The following is a 14,747-nucleotide window of genomic DNA, read 5'->3' on the forward strand; positions in this document are numbered from 1 at the left end:
CCATGCGAACCGACTCTTCTCCCGACTCGCCCCCCGGCGCTCTGCCGGCCCGGGAGCACCTGCCGGCGTCGGCCGCCGGCCCGGCCGTCCTGGACGTGGTGATCCCCGTCTACAACGAGGAGCAGGACCTCCAGCCGTGCGTCCGCCGGCTGCACGAGCACCTGACGCGCACCTTCCCCTACGCCTTCCGCATCACGATCGCGGACAACGCCTCCACCGACGGCACCGCGCTGCTCGCGGCGCGGCTGGCGGCCGAACTGCCCGGGGTGGGCGTCGTACGGCTGGAGCAGAAGGGCCGCGGCCGGGCGCTGCGCACCGTGTGGTCCGCGTCCGAGGCGCCCGTCCTCGCCTATATGGACGTCGACCTGTCCACCGACCTCAACGCCCTGCTGCCGCTGGTCGCGCCGCTGATCTCCGGCCATTCCGACCTCGCGATCGGCTCCCGGCTCGCCCGCTCCTCCCGGGTGGTGCGCGGCCCCAAGCGCGAGCTGATCAGCCGGGCGTACAACCTGATCCTGCGCGGCTCGCTCCAGGCCCGCTTCTCGGACGCGCAGTGCGGGTTCAAGGCCATCCGGGGCGACGTGGCGCGGGTGCTGCTGCCGCTGGTGGAGGACAGCGGCTGGTTCTTCGACACCGAGATGCTGGTGCTCGCCGAGCGGGCCGGGCTGCGCATCCACGAGGTGCCGGTCGACTGGGTGGACGACCCCGACTCCACCGTGCACCTCGTGCGCACCGCGACCGAGGACCTCAAGGGCGTCTGGCGGATCGGCCGGGCGCTCGCCACCGGCTCGCTGCCGCTGGACCTGCTCGCCCGGCCGTTCGGCGACGACCCGCGCGACCGCGAGCTGACCGGCGTGCCCCAGGGGCTGGCCCGCCAGCTGATCGGCTTCTGCGTGGTCGGCGTCCTGTCGACCCTCTTCTATCTGCTGCTCTACAGCGGCTTCCGGGAGTTCTGCGGGCCGCAGCCCGCCAACGGCCTCGCGCTGCTGGTCTCGGCCGTCGCCAACACGGCCGCCAACCGCCGGCTCACCTTCGGGGTGCGCGGCCGGGGCGGCGCGGTCCGCCATCAGGCGCAGGGCCTGGTGGTCTTCGCCATCGGGCTCGCCCTGACCAGCGGCTCCCTGGCCGCCCTCGACGCGGCCGGCGGCCGGCCCGCGCACTCCACCGAACTGGCGGTTCTCGTCACCGCCAACCTCGCCGCGACCGTACTGCGGTTCCTGCTCTTCCGCGCCTGGGTCTTCCCGGACCAGCGGCAGCCGCACGGCATTGGCACCGGCACGGGTTCCGGCACCGGGACCGGCACGGGTTCCGGCACCGCCACCGAATTCTTTGAAGGGTCCCGATGAGCACCTCCTACGACCGCCCGCTCGACGCGAACGAGGGGCCGCACGGCACGACCGGCTGGGGCCCGCCGAGCCAGCCGCCCCCGGCGGACGCACCCGGTAACGCGTCCCGGCCGTCCTCCCTCCCGCACCGCCTGTGGCGCGGCCGCCCCGAGGACCCCCGCTGGGCGCGCCCCGCCCTCCTCGGGCTGCTCGCCGCCACCCTGCTGCTCTATCTGTACGACCTGAGCGCCTCCGGCTACGCCAACTCCTTCTACTCGGCGGCCGTCCAGGCGGGCAGCAGGTCCTGGAAGGCGCTGTTCTTCGGCTCGCTGGACGCGGGCAACGCCATCACCGTCGACAAGCCCCCGGCCTCGCTGTGGCCGATGGAGCTGTCGGTGCGGGTCTTCGGCCTGAACTCCTGGGCGATCCTCGTGCCCGAGGTGCTGATGGGCGTGGCGACCGTGGCCGTCGTGTACGCCGCCGTGCGCCGCCGGAGCGGTCCCGCGGCCGGTCTGGTCGCGGGCGCGGTGCTCGCGCTCACCCCGGTCGCGGCGCTGATGTTCCGGTTCGACAACCCGGACGCCCTGCTGGCCCTGCTGATGTCGCTGGCCTGCTACCTCGTCGTACGGGCGCTGGAGGACGGCCGCACCAGGTGGCTGGTGTGGGCCGGGGTCGCGATCGGTCTCGCGTTCCTCGCCAAGACGCTCCAGGCGTTCCTGATCCTGCCGCCGCTCGCCCTGGTGTACGCGGTGTGCGCGCCGGTGCCGCTGAGGAAGCGCCTCGGCCAACTGGCCGCCGCCACCCTCGCGCTGGTGGTGTCCGGGGGCTGGTGGGTCGCGATCGTCGAGCTGTGGCCGGCGTCGTCCCGCCCCTACATCGGCGGCTCGCAGCACAACAGCTTCCTGGAACTGACCTTCGGCTACAACGGGTTCGGGCGGCTGAACGGCGAGGAGACCGGCAGCGTCGGCGGGGGCGGGGGCCCCGGCGGCGGCGCGGGCGGCGGGATGTGGGGGCAGACCGGCTGGAGCCGCATGTTCGACTCCGAGACCGGCGGCCAGATCTCCTGGCTGCTGCCCGCCGCGCTGATCCTGCTGGTCGCGGGCCTGGTGGCGACCCAGCGGTACCGGCGTACGTCGGTCACCCGCGGCGCGCTCCTGGTCTGGGGCGGTTCCCTGCTGACGACCATGGCCGTGTTCAGCTACATGGCGGGCATCTTCCACCAGTACTACACCGTGGCCCTCGCCCCCTACCTGGCCGCCGTCGTCGGTATGGGCGCCGGGCTGCTGTGGGAGCGGCGCCGCGCGGTGTGGGCCGCGCTCGCGCTCGCCGCCTCCGCGGTGGCGGCCGCGGCCTGGGGCTATGTGCTGCTCGACCGCACGCCCGCCTATCTGTCCTGGCTGAAGTGGCTGGTTCTGATCGGCGGCCTGGTGGCGGCCCTCGGCCTGATCTTCGTCGGCCGCCTCACCCGGCCCCTCGCCCTCGGGGCTGCGGCCCTCGCCCTGGCCGCCGCGCTGGCCGGTCCCACCGCCTACACCCTGAGCACGGTGGACTCCGCGCACGTGGGCTCCATCCCGACGGCGGGCCCGGCGGGCGCGAGCATGATGGGCTTCGGCGGCCGGGGCCCGGGCGGCACCCGGGGCGGCTTCGGCGGCGGACGGCTGCCGGGCCAGCAGAACCAGCAAGGCCAGCAGGGCCGGCCCGGTGGCGGTCAGGGCATGCCGGGCGGTGGCCAGAACATGCCGGGCGGGCAGAACGGGAACGGCTTCCCGGGCCTCGGCGGCGAAAGCGCCGGCGGCTTCCCGGGCGGTGCCCGCAAGGGGGCGGGCGGCGGCATGGGCGGCCTGCTGAACGGCGCGGACGTCGGCTCGGCGGCCAAGGCGCTGCTGAAGAAGAACGCCTCCCGGTACACCTGGGTCGCCGCGTCCGTCGGCTCGCAGAACGCGGCCAGCTACCAACTCGCCACCGGTGACCCGGTGATGGCGATCGGCGGCTTCAACGGCACCGACCCGTCGCCCACCCTCGCCCAGTTCGAGAAGTACGTGGCCGACGGCAGGATCCACTACTTCATCGACGGCGGCGGCATGGGCGGCGGCATGGGCCGGGGCGGCGAGGGCGCCGGACGCGGTGGCGGCAGCGGCACCGGCTCGCAGATCAGCTCCTGGGTCCAGAGCCACTTCACGAAGGTCACCGCGGGCTCGGCCACCTTCTACGACCTGACCCGGCCCGTGAAGGGCTGAGGAGGACGCGGAGGGAATCGAGAGGAAACGGCGGAGCGGGTCCGCGCCTAAGAGCCGGGGGATGTGGGTAACGGCTCAGGGATGCGGGCCCGCGCCCCCGCGCCGGCCGACCCCTGGCACCCCGGGCAGTGGCCGCGGCGGGCCCTGACCGGCCGGAGACAGAGGATGGTGCGCGGGTGGCGAGGACGGCGGGGCGGACGGCGCGGGACAGCGTGTGGCTCCAGGAGCCCCGGCACGGCGGCCGCGGCGGGCAGCCCTCCGGCCTCGACCGGGAGCGGATCACCGAAGCGTCCGTGCGCCTCCTGGACGCCGAGGGCCTCGCGAAGCTCTCCATGCGCCGCCTCGCCGGCGAACTGCACGTCAGCGCGATGTCCCTCTACTGGTACGTCGACACCAAGGACGACCTGCTCGAACTCGCCCTGGACGCGGCCTACGGCGAACTGCGGCTGCCCGGCGAGGACGACGCGGCCGACTGGCGGGAGCGGCTGCGGGCACTGGCCGCCGAGTACCGGAGCCTGCTGGTGCGCCACCCCTGGCTGTCCCGGCTGGCCGGCCAGTACCTGAACATCGGCCCCCACTCGCTGGACTTCTCCCGCAGCGTGCAGCGCACCCTCGACCGCTCCGGGCTGCCCGCGCACCGGGTGATGGGCGCGATCTCGGCCGTCTTCCAGTTCGTGTACGGCTTCGGCACGAAGGAGGCCCAGTTCATGGGCCGGATCGCGGACTCCGGGCTGACCCCGGACGACTACTACCAGCAGGCCCGGAACTCGGTCCGCGAGGACCCGCACACCGCGGACTTCGTCCAGGAGTCCCGGCGCATCCTGGAGGCCCGCGGCGGCGGCACGGTCGCCGAGCTGATGGACCGTGACTTCACCTTCGCCCTGGACCTGCTGATCTCGGGCATCGAGGCGATGGTCGAACGGGGCTGAGCCCCCTGCGGGCCGTCACTCCCCGCCGGACAGCCGCGCCGGGAAGCCCCCGGTCGCCACCGGCCCCCACCGCTCGGGCGTCACCCGGATGATCGACTTGCCCTGCTCCCGCATCGCCGCCCGGTACTCGTCCCAGTCGGGGTGCTCACCGGCGATGTTCCGGTAGTACTCGACCAGCGGCTCCACCGAGTCGGGGGTGTCGACGACCTCGGCGGTGCCGTCGACCTGCACCCAGGGGCCGTTCCAGTCGTCGCTGAGCACGAGCAGGCTCACCCGCGGATCCCGCCGGGCGTTGCGGGTCTTGGCCCGCTCCGGGTAGGTCGAGACCACGATCCGGCCCGAGTCGTCCACCCCGCAGGTCAGCGGGGACGCCTGCGGGGAGCCGTCGGCACGGCGGGTGATCAGCAGCGCCCGGTGGCGGGGTCGTACGAAGTCCAGCAGCTCGTCCAGGGAGACACGGGTGTTCGTCGCGATGTTCGGTGCCATGACCGCAGCCTAGAACGCCGGCGGCCGCCGCGCGCCGCACCGGAGGAAGGTCACTTCACCGCAATGGAGCAGCTAAAGTTCTTCTGTCCTGTGCTCGCAGTCGGGAATGTGCTGCGGAGCTCTCCTGCGCATGGCCGTACGGTCATGTCATCCGAGAGGTTCGTGGTGGCCGCGTCCGACTTTTCCCTGCCCGAGTCTTCCCCGTACGACTCTTCCGCGTACGACTTCTCCGCGTACGACGTCGCCGGGGCGACCCGTTCCCCCGGTGCTCTCGACCTGGCCGAAGCGCTGACGGCGGCCGCCCGGGAGCTGCACGAGAGCGCCTCTCCCGGCGCCACCCTCGACGCGGCGGTCCGGCTCGCGGTGCATCTGCTGCCCGGCGCCGAGCACGCCGGGGTCTGCGAGATCGAGCGGGGCGAGAGCCGGCGCACGGTCGCCTGGAGCCATGACATCGTGCGCGCCGCCGGCACCCCCGACCTGCCGCACTGGGAGCGGCTGTGGGACGCGCCGGTGGTCCGGGTGGCCGACAGCGGCGGCGCGGACGGCGAACCGCAGGAGCTGCGCTCGGTGCTGTCGATGCGGCTGCGCGCCGACCGGCGCCGGCTGACCGTGCTCACCGCCTACTCCCGGGAGCCCGGCGCCTTCGACGAGACGGCGGCCCGGCTCGGGCGGCTGTTCACCGCGCATGTCAGCCTCGCCCTGAACTCCGTGACCGTACGCGAGCAGTTGACGGCGGCCATGCACACCCGGGACCTGATCGGGCAGGCCACCGGCATCCTGATGGAGCGCCTGGACATCGACGCGCAGGCCGCCTTCGAGAGCCTGGTGCGCGCCTCCCAGCGGGAGAACGTCAAGCTCCGCGACCTGGCCCGGCGCATCGTGGGCGCGACGGACAACTAGCTTTCCCCGCAACGCGAGGAGCCCGTCGACCGATGCCGGCCGACGGGCTCCTTCGTGCGGTGGCTCAGGCGGCCGGCAGGCTGTCCCCCTGCACCGCCTGGATGTCCAGCTGGACCTTCAGCGTGGTGCCGATGGCGGCGATACCGGCCTGGAGGACCTGGTTGTAGTTCATCGCGAAGTCCTCGCGGTGCAGCTCCGCCGTGGCCCGGAACGCGGCGCGGGTGCCGCCCCAGGGGTCGGCGCCGGTGCCGAGGTAGGCAAGGTCCAGGTCGACCCGGCGGACCACGCCGTGCAGGGCCAGCTCGCCGTGCACGGTCCAGCGGTCCGGGCCGGCCTGGGTCAGCCCGGTGGAGCGGTAGGTGATCTCCGGGTGGTTCTCGGTGTCGAGGAAGTCACCGGAGCGCAGGTGCGTGTCGCGCATGCCGTTGCCGGTGTCGATGGACCCGGCCCTGATCACCGCCTCCACCCGGGACTTGGCGATGTCGTCCGGAGCGATCTCGATCGTGCCGCCGAACTCCGTGAACCGGCCGTGCACGCTGGAGATCCCCAGGTGCTGGGCGACCGCGGCGACCGAGGAATGCGCCGGGTCGATGGTCCAGGGGCCGGGCGGGGGCAGCTCGGTGCCGCCCTGCCGGGCCAGGGTCACGGCGCCGATCTCGGCGCGGCCGCTCGCGGTGACGATCGCGCTGGACGCGGCCGGCGCGTACCCGACGGCGGTCACGATCACGGTGTACGCCCCCGGGGCCAGCTCGGTGGTGTCCCGTACGGCCCCCTCGGCGTCCGCCTCGGCCCGCAGCACCTGCGTACCGGTCATGTCGGTCACCGTGACGACCGCGTGCGACACGGCCCACCCGTCCCGCGTACGGATCTTCGCGGTCAGTCCCATCCCGTTTTCTCCCTGAAACCATGCAGATCGGTCGTAAGAAACCGGCCCGTGGCGCCGGACGGCTCCGCTCGGAGCGTGCCCTGCCACGGGCCGGGTGGAACTACTCGCCGGGGTGGGCGAGTTCGATGTCGTGACCGTCGGCACCGGTGCCGGTGACGGTCAGCGCGGTCGCCACCGGCGGGTAGCCGGTCGCGATGACGGTGTACTCGCCGCTGTCCAGGTCGGTGAAGGCGTACGCGCCGTCCGTACCCGTGGTGGCGCTGCCGACCACGTTGCCGGCCTGGTCGACCAGGGTCACCCGGGCGTCGGCCAGCGGTCCGTGCGGGGCCTTGACGACACCCTGGAGGCGGGCGCCGGCGTCCAGGTCGACCGCGAGCCGGGTGATTCCGGTGGCGGCCACCTCGACGGGCAGGGCGCGCGGCCGGAAACCGCCCGCGTTGACGGCGACGGTCACCGGTCCGGGCACCAGGTCGGTGAAGGCGAAGTCGCCCTGCTCCCCGGTGGCGGCGGTGGCCAGCAGGTCACCGCGCACATCGGTGACGATCACCATGGCGTCCTTGACCGGCAGCGCGCTCCCGCTCGCCCGCACCACACCGCTCAGCCCGCTGGTGCCGCTGAGCAGGATGTCGTACGACAGCGGCTCCTCGCCCACCACGACGGTGGACGCCTGCGGCTGGTAGCCGTCGGCGGAGGCGATCAGGACGTAGCTGCCGGTGCCGGGGGCGGCCAGCGCGTAGGAGCCGTCGGCGTGGGCGACGGAGCGGCCCAGCTGGCGGCCCGCCAGCGAGATCAGGGTGACCGCGGCCTGCGGGACCGGGGCGCTCTCGGCGCCGCGGACGAAGCCGTGCACCGGGGTGCCGTCGCCGCCCGCACCGGGCTCGGCGATGGTCGCCACGGCCGTCATCGGGGCCGCGCTCGCGGTCGCGGTGGCCAGCGCCTCGGTGGCACCCACCACCGGGGCGGGGGCGGTCAGGCTGGGCACCTTCTCCTGCTCGGGCTCACCGGGCACGTTCCGCATGGTGTTCTCCACAGTGCTCTCCAGCGTGTTCTCCACGGTCCCCGCCTTCTCGTGCGCGGCCTGGGTCAGCGCGCCGGTCGTCCGCAGCGGGACCTCCTTGATGAACATCACCACGACGAAGGCGACCAGGGCGCAGGGCGCCGCGTAGAGGAAGACGTCGGCGATGCCGTGCCCGTAGGCGCTTTCCAGCCAATGACGGATCGGCAGGGGCAGGCTGTTCATGTCGGGCAGCTCGCCGCCGCCCACGGCCTTGGCCGCGGCCATCCGCTCCTTGAGGCCCAGCTCACCGATGCTGTTCTTGGCGTAGTGGCTGATCCGGTCCGACATGACCGAGCCGAGCACGCCGACGCCGACCGCACCACCGAGGGAGCGGAAGAAGCTCACCGTGGAGGAGGCGGCGCCCAGGTCCTTCGGGGCGACCTGGTTCTGCGTGGAGAGCACCAGGTTCTGCATCATCATGCCGACGCCGATGCCCAGCAGCGCCATGTAGATGGACAGCTGCCAGTAGGGGGTGTCGTAGCGCATCAGGCTGAGCAGCGACAGGCCCGCGGTGAGGAACAGACCGCCGGCGACCAGCCAGTTCTTCCAGCGTCCGGTGTTGGAGATGATCCGCCCGGAGATCATGGAGGAGAGGAACAGACCACCGATCATCGGGATGGTCATCACACCGGACATGGTCGGGGACTTGTCCCGCGCCAGCTGGAAGTACTGCGAGAAGAAGACGGTGCCCGCGTACATGCCGACACCGACGAACAGCGAGGCCACCGAGGCCAGCGAGATCGTGCGGTTGCGGAACAGGCGCAGCGGGATGATCGGCTCGGACGCCTTGGTCTCGGTGAAGACGAACGCCAGCGCGAGCAGGATCGTGCCGCCCACCATCACGTACGTCTGCCAGGACAGCCAGTCGTACTTGTCGTTGGCGAAGGTCACCCAGATCAGCAGCAGCGAGGCGGCCGAGGTGATGAAGAAGGCGCCGAGCCAGTCGACCTTGACCTGGCGCTTGGTGACCGGCAGGTGCAGGGTCTTCTGGAGGACGACCAGCGCGATCAGCGCGAAGGGGATGCCGACGAACAGGCAGTAGCGCCAGCCGAGCCAGCTGGTGTCGGTGATGACACCGCCGAGCAGCGGGCCGCCGACGGTGGCCACGGCGAAGGTGGCGCCGGTGTAGCCGGAGTACCGGCCGCGCTCGCGCGGGGCGATCATCGCGGCCAGGATGACCTGCACCAGGGCGGACAGACCGCCGGCGCCGAGGCCCTGGACGACACGGGCGGTGATCAGCATCGCCGGGTTCTGCGCGAGACCGGCGATGACCGAGCCGGCCACGTAGATGACCAGGGATATCTGGACGAGCGCCTTCTTGCTCATCAGGTCGGACAGCTTGCCCCACAGGGGCACGGAGGCGGTCATCGCCAGCAGGGCCGCGGTGACGACCCAGGTGTACGCGGACTGGCCGCCGCCGAGGTCCTTGATGATCGTCGGCAGTGCGTTGGTGACGATCGTGGAGGACAGGATGGCGGCGAACAGGCCCAGCAGCAGGCCGGAGAGCGCCTCCATGATCTGGCGGTGGGTCATCGGGGCGTCGCCCGCCGAGGAGCCTCCCCCGTGCTTGGCGTGAGCCCGCACACCGGCTGGTGTGGTCGTTGCCATGGGCTTCCTTTTCTTACGTGCTTGCGGGTGTACGGGTGGTCTCTTCGACTACGGGGGCGGGTGGCCGGGCCGAGGGGGACCGGCAGTCGCCGAACGACGAGCGCAGGCGGGTCATCAGCCGGATGAGCTGGGTGACCTCGTCGTCGGTCCAGTCACCGAGCCGCTCGGCGAGCAGCTGAGAGGTCCGCCGGGACAGCTCGTCCAGCTGCTCCTGGCCCGCGGCCGTCAGGCGCAGGATGCGCGAGCGCTTGTCCGCCGGGTCCGGGTGCCGCTCGATCCAGCCGCGGGCCGCGACATGCGCCACGTGCCGGCTGGTCACCGACAGATCGACGGCCAGCAGCTCCGCGAGCTTGCTCATGCGCATGTCGCCGTGCCGGCCGAGCAGCGTCAGCACGGCCGCCGAGCCCCCGGGGCACTCGGGGGGCAGTACCCGCACGAGGTCCCGTTTGACGGCGCCGACGGCGCTGAGCTGACGCGCAAGCTCGTCAAACTGCGCATGCTCGGCCATCACACCTCCCGTATTCGTTGCTTAAGGCAACCGTAAGGGCTATTGGTTGCTACAGGCAAATAAGTAGCGGGTCGCCCGCGTAAAACCTTGGCAAAGGCGTAGCGTTGCGGATGTGAATATGCAGGTGGGTGCGCGAAGGGTGTCCCCGTCTGTCCCGGTGGCCCCCCACTTGGGTGCCCCGGCCCGTCTTCGCTAAGGTCTCGGCTCATGGCTAACACCCAGGGCCCCCAGGGCAATTACGACCCTGCCGGCAGCACTCAGATGTTCCGCGCGTTCGTCGACGAGGCTCCGCAGGGGCGTCAGCAGCAGGCGGCCGCCCCCTCGTCCTCCGGTCCGCGCGTCGGCGTGATCATCGGCGTCATCGTGGCCCTCGTGGTCGTGGCCGGCGTCGCCTGGCTCGCGCTGAAGTAACCCGCGCACCGGAGAGGGACCTCCCTCTCCGGTGATCACTTCCACTGGACGGACAGGTCCCGCGTCTCGACGTGCATGCCCAGCGGCACTCTCCAGGCGTCGAGGCAGACCGTCCAGGTGTGGTCCGTGCGCGCCCCGGCGCCGATCGGCACCGGCAGCGCCTCGGACGTCCGCACGGTCGACCAGTCGATCCCGAGCGCCCCGATGACGTGCGTCCCGAACGTCACCGACCCCGAACGCACCGCCGTGCCCCCGGAGTTCCGGAAGTCCACGGTGACCTTCTGGCACCACCGCTGATCCCCGGCCGCCGTCACGGGCCCGCCCCAGGAGAGGGCGGCGGGCGCGGGAGGCGTGGTGGGAGCGGGGGTCGGGGCCGGTGGGGCGGGGGTGTGGGTCGTACGACCGTCACCCGCGCCCGTGCCTGTGCTCGCGCCCGCGCCCGTGCTCTTGCCGGTGCTCGGGGAGGGCGGGTCCGGTGTGCCCGGTACCGGTACGGGGCCGCCGCCGGCCCGCGCGGTGCCGCGCCCGGTGCCGGTGCCGGCCGGCGGGGAGCCGGTGGTGCCCGGGGGAGTCGTCCCCCCGCCCTTCGGTCCGTCCAGCGGGACCATCGTCACCGACCCCGTGGGGCTCGCGTCGACCGGTCCCGCACGTCCCGTACCGCCCACCGCCACATAGCCGCCCCCGCTCCCCGAGCCGGCGCACGCCCCCAGGGCCGCGCCCAGGCACACGACGGCCGCCGAGGCTCCCGCGAAGGCGCGCCGGCGGCCGGGTGACCAGGTCGTCGTACGAAGCGTCCCGTGACGAAGCATCCGGCCATAGTGGCTGACGTCCCGTCAGATGAGAACCCTCAGTCCGAGATCAGACCCTCGCGCAGCTGGGACAGGGTCCGGGTGAGCAGCCGGGAGACGTGCATCTGGGAGATGCCGACCTCCTCGCCGATCTGCGACTGGGTCATGTTGGCGAAGAAGCGCAGCATGATGATCCGCCGCTCCCGGGGCGGGAGTTTGGCCAGCAGCGGCTTGAGGGACTCGCGGTACTCCACGCCCTCCAGGGCCGTGTCCTCGTAGCCGAGGCGGTCGGCCAGGGAGCCCTCGCCGCCGTCGTCCTCCGGGGCCGGGGAGTCCAGCGAGGAGGCGGTGTACGCGTTGCCGACCGCGAGGCCGTCGACCACGTCCTCCTCGGAGACCCCGAGGACGGCGGCCAGTTCGGTCACCGTGGGGGAGCGGTCCAGCTTCTGCGACAGCTCGTCGCTGGCCTTGGTGAGGGCCAGGCGCAGCTCCTGGAGGCGGCGCGGCACGCGCACCGACCAGGAGGTGTCACGGAAGAAGCGTTTGATCTCGCCGACCACCGTCGGCATCGCGAACGTCGGGAACTCCACGCCCCGTTCGCAGTCGAAGCGGTCGATCGCCTTGATCAGGCCGATGGTGCCGACCTGGACGATGTCCTCCATCGGCTCGTTGCGCGAGCGGAAGCGCGCCGCCGCGTAGCGGACCAGCGGCAGATTCAGCTCGATCAGGGTGTCCCGGACGTAGGCGCGCTCGGGGCTGTTCTCGCCCAGCGCGGCCAGGCGCAGGAACAGGGAGCGGGACAGGGTGCGGGTGTCGATGGCCTCGCCCGTGGGCGGGGTGGCCGGGGCCGGCACGGCGTCGAGGGACGTGACGCCCTCGATGCCGTCGAGGACGTCGAGTGCGTCGAGCTCCTTGGGCGCCGCCTCGCTTTTCGCGGGCGTCAGCACTTTCGAGCTGCCCTGTTCTGCGGACATGCCACCCCCTTCGGGTCGCGGGACGGTCGCGGCCGCGCCGTCGGTCGAGCAACGCAGCCTTCACCTGAATACCGGTGCGAGAGCCCCGGCAAACGCGTCCCCGGCAGAATGTCACATGTCGGCAACACGCTGTAGTGACATGTCGACACGAGAGATCCGAATCACCCCTGGATAAAAGGGGTCTGACGGGCTTTCGGGTCCTCAACTCCGGCAACGGCCCTGGTGAGCGAATCGCTCGCGGCGGTGAGCGCTCGATCGGGTTTGCGATGCAGGGCTGTTCGGGTGTGTGCTTCGGTGCGCCTACTGTGCGACCACCGACTTGCCCGGTATGCGCCCGGGGCTCTGTTATACGTCTGCCCTCTTGTGGGGCGGCCGATGCCGGCGCCTACGCGTCGATGCGGTTCGCCGAGCGCAGCCGCTGGAAGCTGCGGGCGAGCAGCCGAGAGACGTGCATCTGGGAGACGCCGAGTTCGGCGCTGATCTGCGACTGGGTGAGGTTGCTGTAGTAGCGCAGCAGCAGGATTCGCTGCTCGCGCTCGGGGAGTTGGACCAGGAGGTGGCGGACCAGGTCGCGGTGCTCCACGCCGTCCAGGGCCGGGTCCTCGTAGCCGATGCGGTCCAGCAGCCCGGGCAGCCCGTCGCCCTCCTGCGCGGCCTCCAGGGAGGTGGCGTGGTACGAGCGGCCCGCCTCGATGCAGCTGAGCACCTCCTCCTCGCTGATCCGCAGCCGCTCGGCGATCTCGGCGGTGGAGGGGGAGCGGCCGTGCAGCGTGGTCAGGTCCTCGGTGGCGCTGTTCACCTGTACCCACAGCTCGTGCAGCCGGCGCGGCACGTGCACGGTGCGGACGTTGTCCCGGAAGTACCGCTTGATCTCGCCCACGACGGTCGGCATGGCGAAGGTCGGGAACTGCACGCCCCGCTCCGGGTCGAAGCGGTCGATGGCGTTGATCAGGCCGATGGTGCCGACCTGGATCACGTCCTCCATGGGCTCGTTGCGGGAGCGGAAGCGGGCGGCGGCGTAGCGCACGAGCGGGAGGTTCGCCTCGATCAGCGCGCCCCGCACCCGGTTGTGCTCCGGCGTGCCGGGGGCCAGGTCCTTCAGCTCGGCGAAGAGCACCTGGGTCAGGGCCCGGGTGTCCGCGCCGCGGCGTTTCCCTGGGGGCACAGAGGCGGGGACGGGGGCCTCCTCCTGGGGCGGCGCAGTACTGGCCGGCACGGTCAACGCCACCTCTTCGGTCAATCATCCGTCAAAAGCGGTCATAGCATCACAAGACATGTGCACTGTGTGCAAGCACCGGATAACACCGTGTTGTGTTCAAACATTGACAAGTTGGGCCGTGAAACGCGCGAAAGCCCCCCGCCTGCGCGGCGGGAGGCTTCGGGGAGGCTCGGCGGGAAGGGGGCCTAGAACTCGTAGTCCGCGATCACCCACGTGGCGAACTCGCGCCACAGGGCGACGCCCGCCTGATGGGCCGGGTGCTCCAGGTAGCGCTGGAGGGCTCCGGTGTCCTCGACCGCCGAGTTGATCGCGAAGTCGTAGGCGATCGGCCGGTCGGTGATGTTCCAGGCGCACTCCCAGGAGCGCAGTTCCCCGATCTGCTCCGGCAGCGCCCGGAAGGCCGCCACGCCCGCCACGACCCGCGGATCGTCGCGCTCGACGCCCTCGTTGAGCTTGAACAGGACCAGGTGGCGGATCATGCGGAGTACCTCAGTTCTTTCCTCCGTTGGCGGCCCAGGTCATGAAGTCCCCGATGGCCCTGGCCGCGTCCGATATGCCCTCGAACCCTATCTGGACATAGCTGGCCGCCTTGGCCGGGTCCGTGATGATCACGTACAGCACGAAGACCACGAGCGCGTACAGAACGATCTTCTTGGCGTTCACCGCCACCGCGGCCCTCCCGTGTGTCCATGGCCCGATGGGCCCCTGCCTGCCGGCGGTGAGTGTAACGTTCACCCCTTTATCGGGGGCCAACGGCCCGCCGCGCAAAGCGATTTGGGCGGATGCGGAAAGGGCCCCGTCTGTGACGGGGCCCTTCCAAAAGCGGTAGCGGAGGGATTTGAACCCTCGGTGACTTGCGCCACACTCGCTTTCGAGGCGAGCTCCTTCGGCCGCTCGGACACGCTACCGAGGGAGACCTTACAGCACGGTGGGGCGTGGTTCGAAATCGGTGGTCAGCGGTCCCGGAAAAACTCCGTGAGCAGCGCGGCGCACTCCCCTGCGAGGACGCCCTCGACAACCTCCGGGCGGTGGTTGAGCCGCCGGTCGCGCACCACGTCCCACAGCGATCCCGCGGCGCCCGCCTTGTCGTCCCGGGCGCCGTAGACCACCCGGTCCACCCGGGACTGCACCAGCGCGCCCGCGCACATGGTGCAGGGCTCCAGGGTGACCACGAGCGTGCAGCCGGTCAGCCGCCACTCGCCGAGGCGCGCGGCGGCCCGGCGGATCGCCAGCACCTCCGCGTGGGCCGTGGGGTCGCCGGTGGCCTCGCGCTCGTTGTGCCCGGTGGCGAGCACCGTCGTGCCGTCCGGGGACAGGACGACGGCGCCGACCGGGACGTCCCCGCCCCGGACAGCCGCCCCGGCCTCGGCCAGGGCGAGCCGCATCGCGTCCCGCCAGGGGTCGCGCACCGGGTCCGGT

At 72.0% G+C, this 14,747-nt stretch carries 15 protein-coding genes and 1 tRNA gene; 5 read left to right on the forward strand and 11 right to left on the reverse strand.

The window, feature by feature from the left end:
• Nucleotides 1–2 precede the first annotated feature (2 nt).
• The 3 genes from GHR20_RS18815 (at nt 3) to GHR20_RS18825 (ending at nt 4,491) form a co-directional block, all read left to right on the forward strand.
• On the forward strand, nt 3–1,346 hold the full coding sequence (locus tag GHR20_RS18815; protein ID WP_153813840.1) for a bifunctional glycosyltransferase family 2/GtrA family protein: 1,344 nt from the start codon (nt 3–5) through the stop codon (nt 1,344–1,346).
• The gene (locus GHR20_RS18820; RefSeq protein WP_153813841.1) at nt 1,343–3,562 is read left to right on the forward strand and encodes a glycosyltransferase family 39 protein; all 2,220 of its coding nucleotides are present in this window, start codon (nt 1,343–1,345) and stop codon (nt 3,560–3,562) included. Before GHR20_RS18815 ends, GHR20_RS18820 begins: the two co-directional genes overlap by 4 nt.
• Before the next feature lie 176 nt (nt 3,563–3,738).
• Nucleotides 3,739–4,491 carry a TetR/AcrR family transcriptional regulator gene (locus tag GHR20_RS18825; protein ID WP_181516581.1) on the forward strand — a complete coding sequence of 251 codons (753 nt, stop codon included), beginning with the start codon at nt 3,739–3,741 and terminating at the stop codon, nt 4,489–4,491.
• A gap of 15 nt (nt 4,492–4,506) precedes the next feature.
• Here GHR20_RS18825 and GHR20_RS18830 read toward each other — a convergent pair whose 3' ends face one another.
• Entirely contained in the window at nt 4,507–4,977 is a 471-nt protein-coding gene (locus GHR20_RS18830; protein ID WP_153813842.1) for a PPOX class F420-dependent oxidoreductase, read from the reverse strand.
• 144 nt (nt 4,978–5,121) lie between these two features.
• Between GHR20_RS18830 and GHR20_RS18835 the strand changes: the two genes are divergently transcribed.
• Complete coding sequence (locus GHR20_RS18835; protein ID WP_153813843.1) at nt 5,122–5,877, forward strand: GAF and ANTAR domain-containing protein; 756 nt, start codon at nt 5,122–5,124, stop codon at nt 5,875–5,877.
• Between the two features lie 64 nt (nt 5,878–5,941).
• Here the strand turns inward: GHR20_RS18835 and GHR20_RS18840 are convergent, their stop codons facing one another.
• The 3 genes from GHR20_RS18840 to GHR20_RS18850 all read right to left on the reverse strand — a co-directional run bounded on the left by GHR20_RS18840 (nt 5,942) and on the right by GHR20_RS18850 (nt 9,936).
• Complete coding sequence (locus GHR20_RS18840) at nt 5,942–6,763, reverse strand: YceI family protein (RefSeq protein WP_153813844.1); 822 nt, start codon at nt 6,761–6,763, stop codon at nt 5,942–5,944.
• A 100-nt stretch (nt 6,764–6,863) separates the two neighbouring features.
• Nucleotides 6,864–9,428: an MFS transporter gene (locus GHR20_RS18845; RefSeq protein ID WP_153813845.1), complete on the reverse strand. Its 2,565-nt coding sequence runs from the start codon at nt 9,426–9,428 to the stop codon at nt 6,864–6,866.
• A 13-nt stretch (nt 9,429–9,441) separates the two neighbouring features.
• A complete protein-coding gene (locus GHR20_RS18850; RefSeq protein ID WP_153813846.1) occupies nt 9,442–9,936 on the reverse strand; it encodes a MarR family transcriptional regulator in 495 nt (164 codons plus the stop codon).
• Nucleotides 9,937–10,143: 207 nt separating this feature from the next.
• Here GHR20_RS18850 and GHR20_RS18855 point away from each other — a divergent pair, with 207 nt between their 5' ends.
• Nucleotides 10,144–10,347, forward strand: a complete 204-nt coding sequence (locus tag GHR20_RS18855; protein ID WP_037650629.1) for a hypothetical protein — start codon at nt 10,144–10,146, stop codon at nt 10,345–10,347.
• Nucleotides 10,348–10,382: 35 nt separating this feature from the next.
• Here GHR20_RS18855 and GHR20_RS18860 read toward each other — a convergent pair whose 3' ends face one another.
• From GHR20_RS18860 to tadA, 7 genes are all read right to left on the reverse strand, one after another.
• Nucleotides 10,383–11,156 (reverse strand): hypothetical protein, encoded by a 774-nt coding sequence (locus GHR20_RS18860; RefSeq protein ID WP_153813847.1) that lies wholly within the window; start codon nt 11,154–11,156, stop codon nt 10,383–10,385.
• Between the two features lie 38 nt (nt 11,157–11,194).
• On the reverse strand, nt 11,195–12,109 hold the full coding sequence (locus GHR20_RS18865) for an RNA polymerase sigma factor SigF (RefSeq protein ID WP_111585791.1): 915 nt from the start codon (nt 12,107–12,109) through the stop codon (nt 11,195–11,197).
• Between the two features lie 385 nt (nt 12,110–12,494).
• Complete coding sequence (locus tag GHR20_RS18870) at nt 12,495–13,349, reverse strand: RNA polymerase sigma factor SigF (RefSeq protein WP_111585792.1); 855 nt, start codon at nt 13,347–13,349, stop codon at nt 12,495–12,497.
• Nucleotides 13,350–13,513: 164 nt separating this feature from the next.
• Complete coding sequence (locus GHR20_RS18875) at nt 13,514–13,807, reverse strand: Dabb family protein (RefSeq protein WP_153813848.1); 294 nt, start codon at nt 13,805–13,807, stop codon at nt 13,514–13,516.
• A gap of 10 nt (nt 13,808–13,817) precedes the next feature.
• Nucleotides 13,818–13,997: a hypothetical protein gene (locus tag GHR20_RS18880; protein WP_037650636.1), complete on the reverse strand. Its 180-nt coding sequence runs from the start codon at nt 13,995–13,997 to the stop codon at nt 13,818–13,820.
• A 154-nt stretch (nt 13,998–14,151) separates the two neighbouring features.
• Nucleotides 14,152–14,236: transfer RNA gene (locus GHR20_RS18885), tRNA-Ser, on the reverse strand.
• A gap of 45 nt (nt 14,237–14,281) precedes the next feature.
• Nucleotides 14,282–14,713 carry a tRNA adenosine(34) deaminase TadA gene (tadA, locus tag GHR20_RS18890; RefSeq protein ID WP_237520509.1) on the reverse strand — a complete coding sequence of 144 codons (432 nt, stop codon included), beginning with the start codon at nt 14,711–14,713 and terminating at the stop codon, nt 14,282–14,284.
• Nucleotides 14,714–14,747 lie beyond the last annotated feature (34 nt).

This window comes from Streptomyces sp. SUK 48, from assembly GCF_009650765.1.
Taxonomy (GTDB): Bacteria; Actinomycetota; Actinomycetes; order Streptomycetales; family Streptomycetaceae; genus Streptomyces.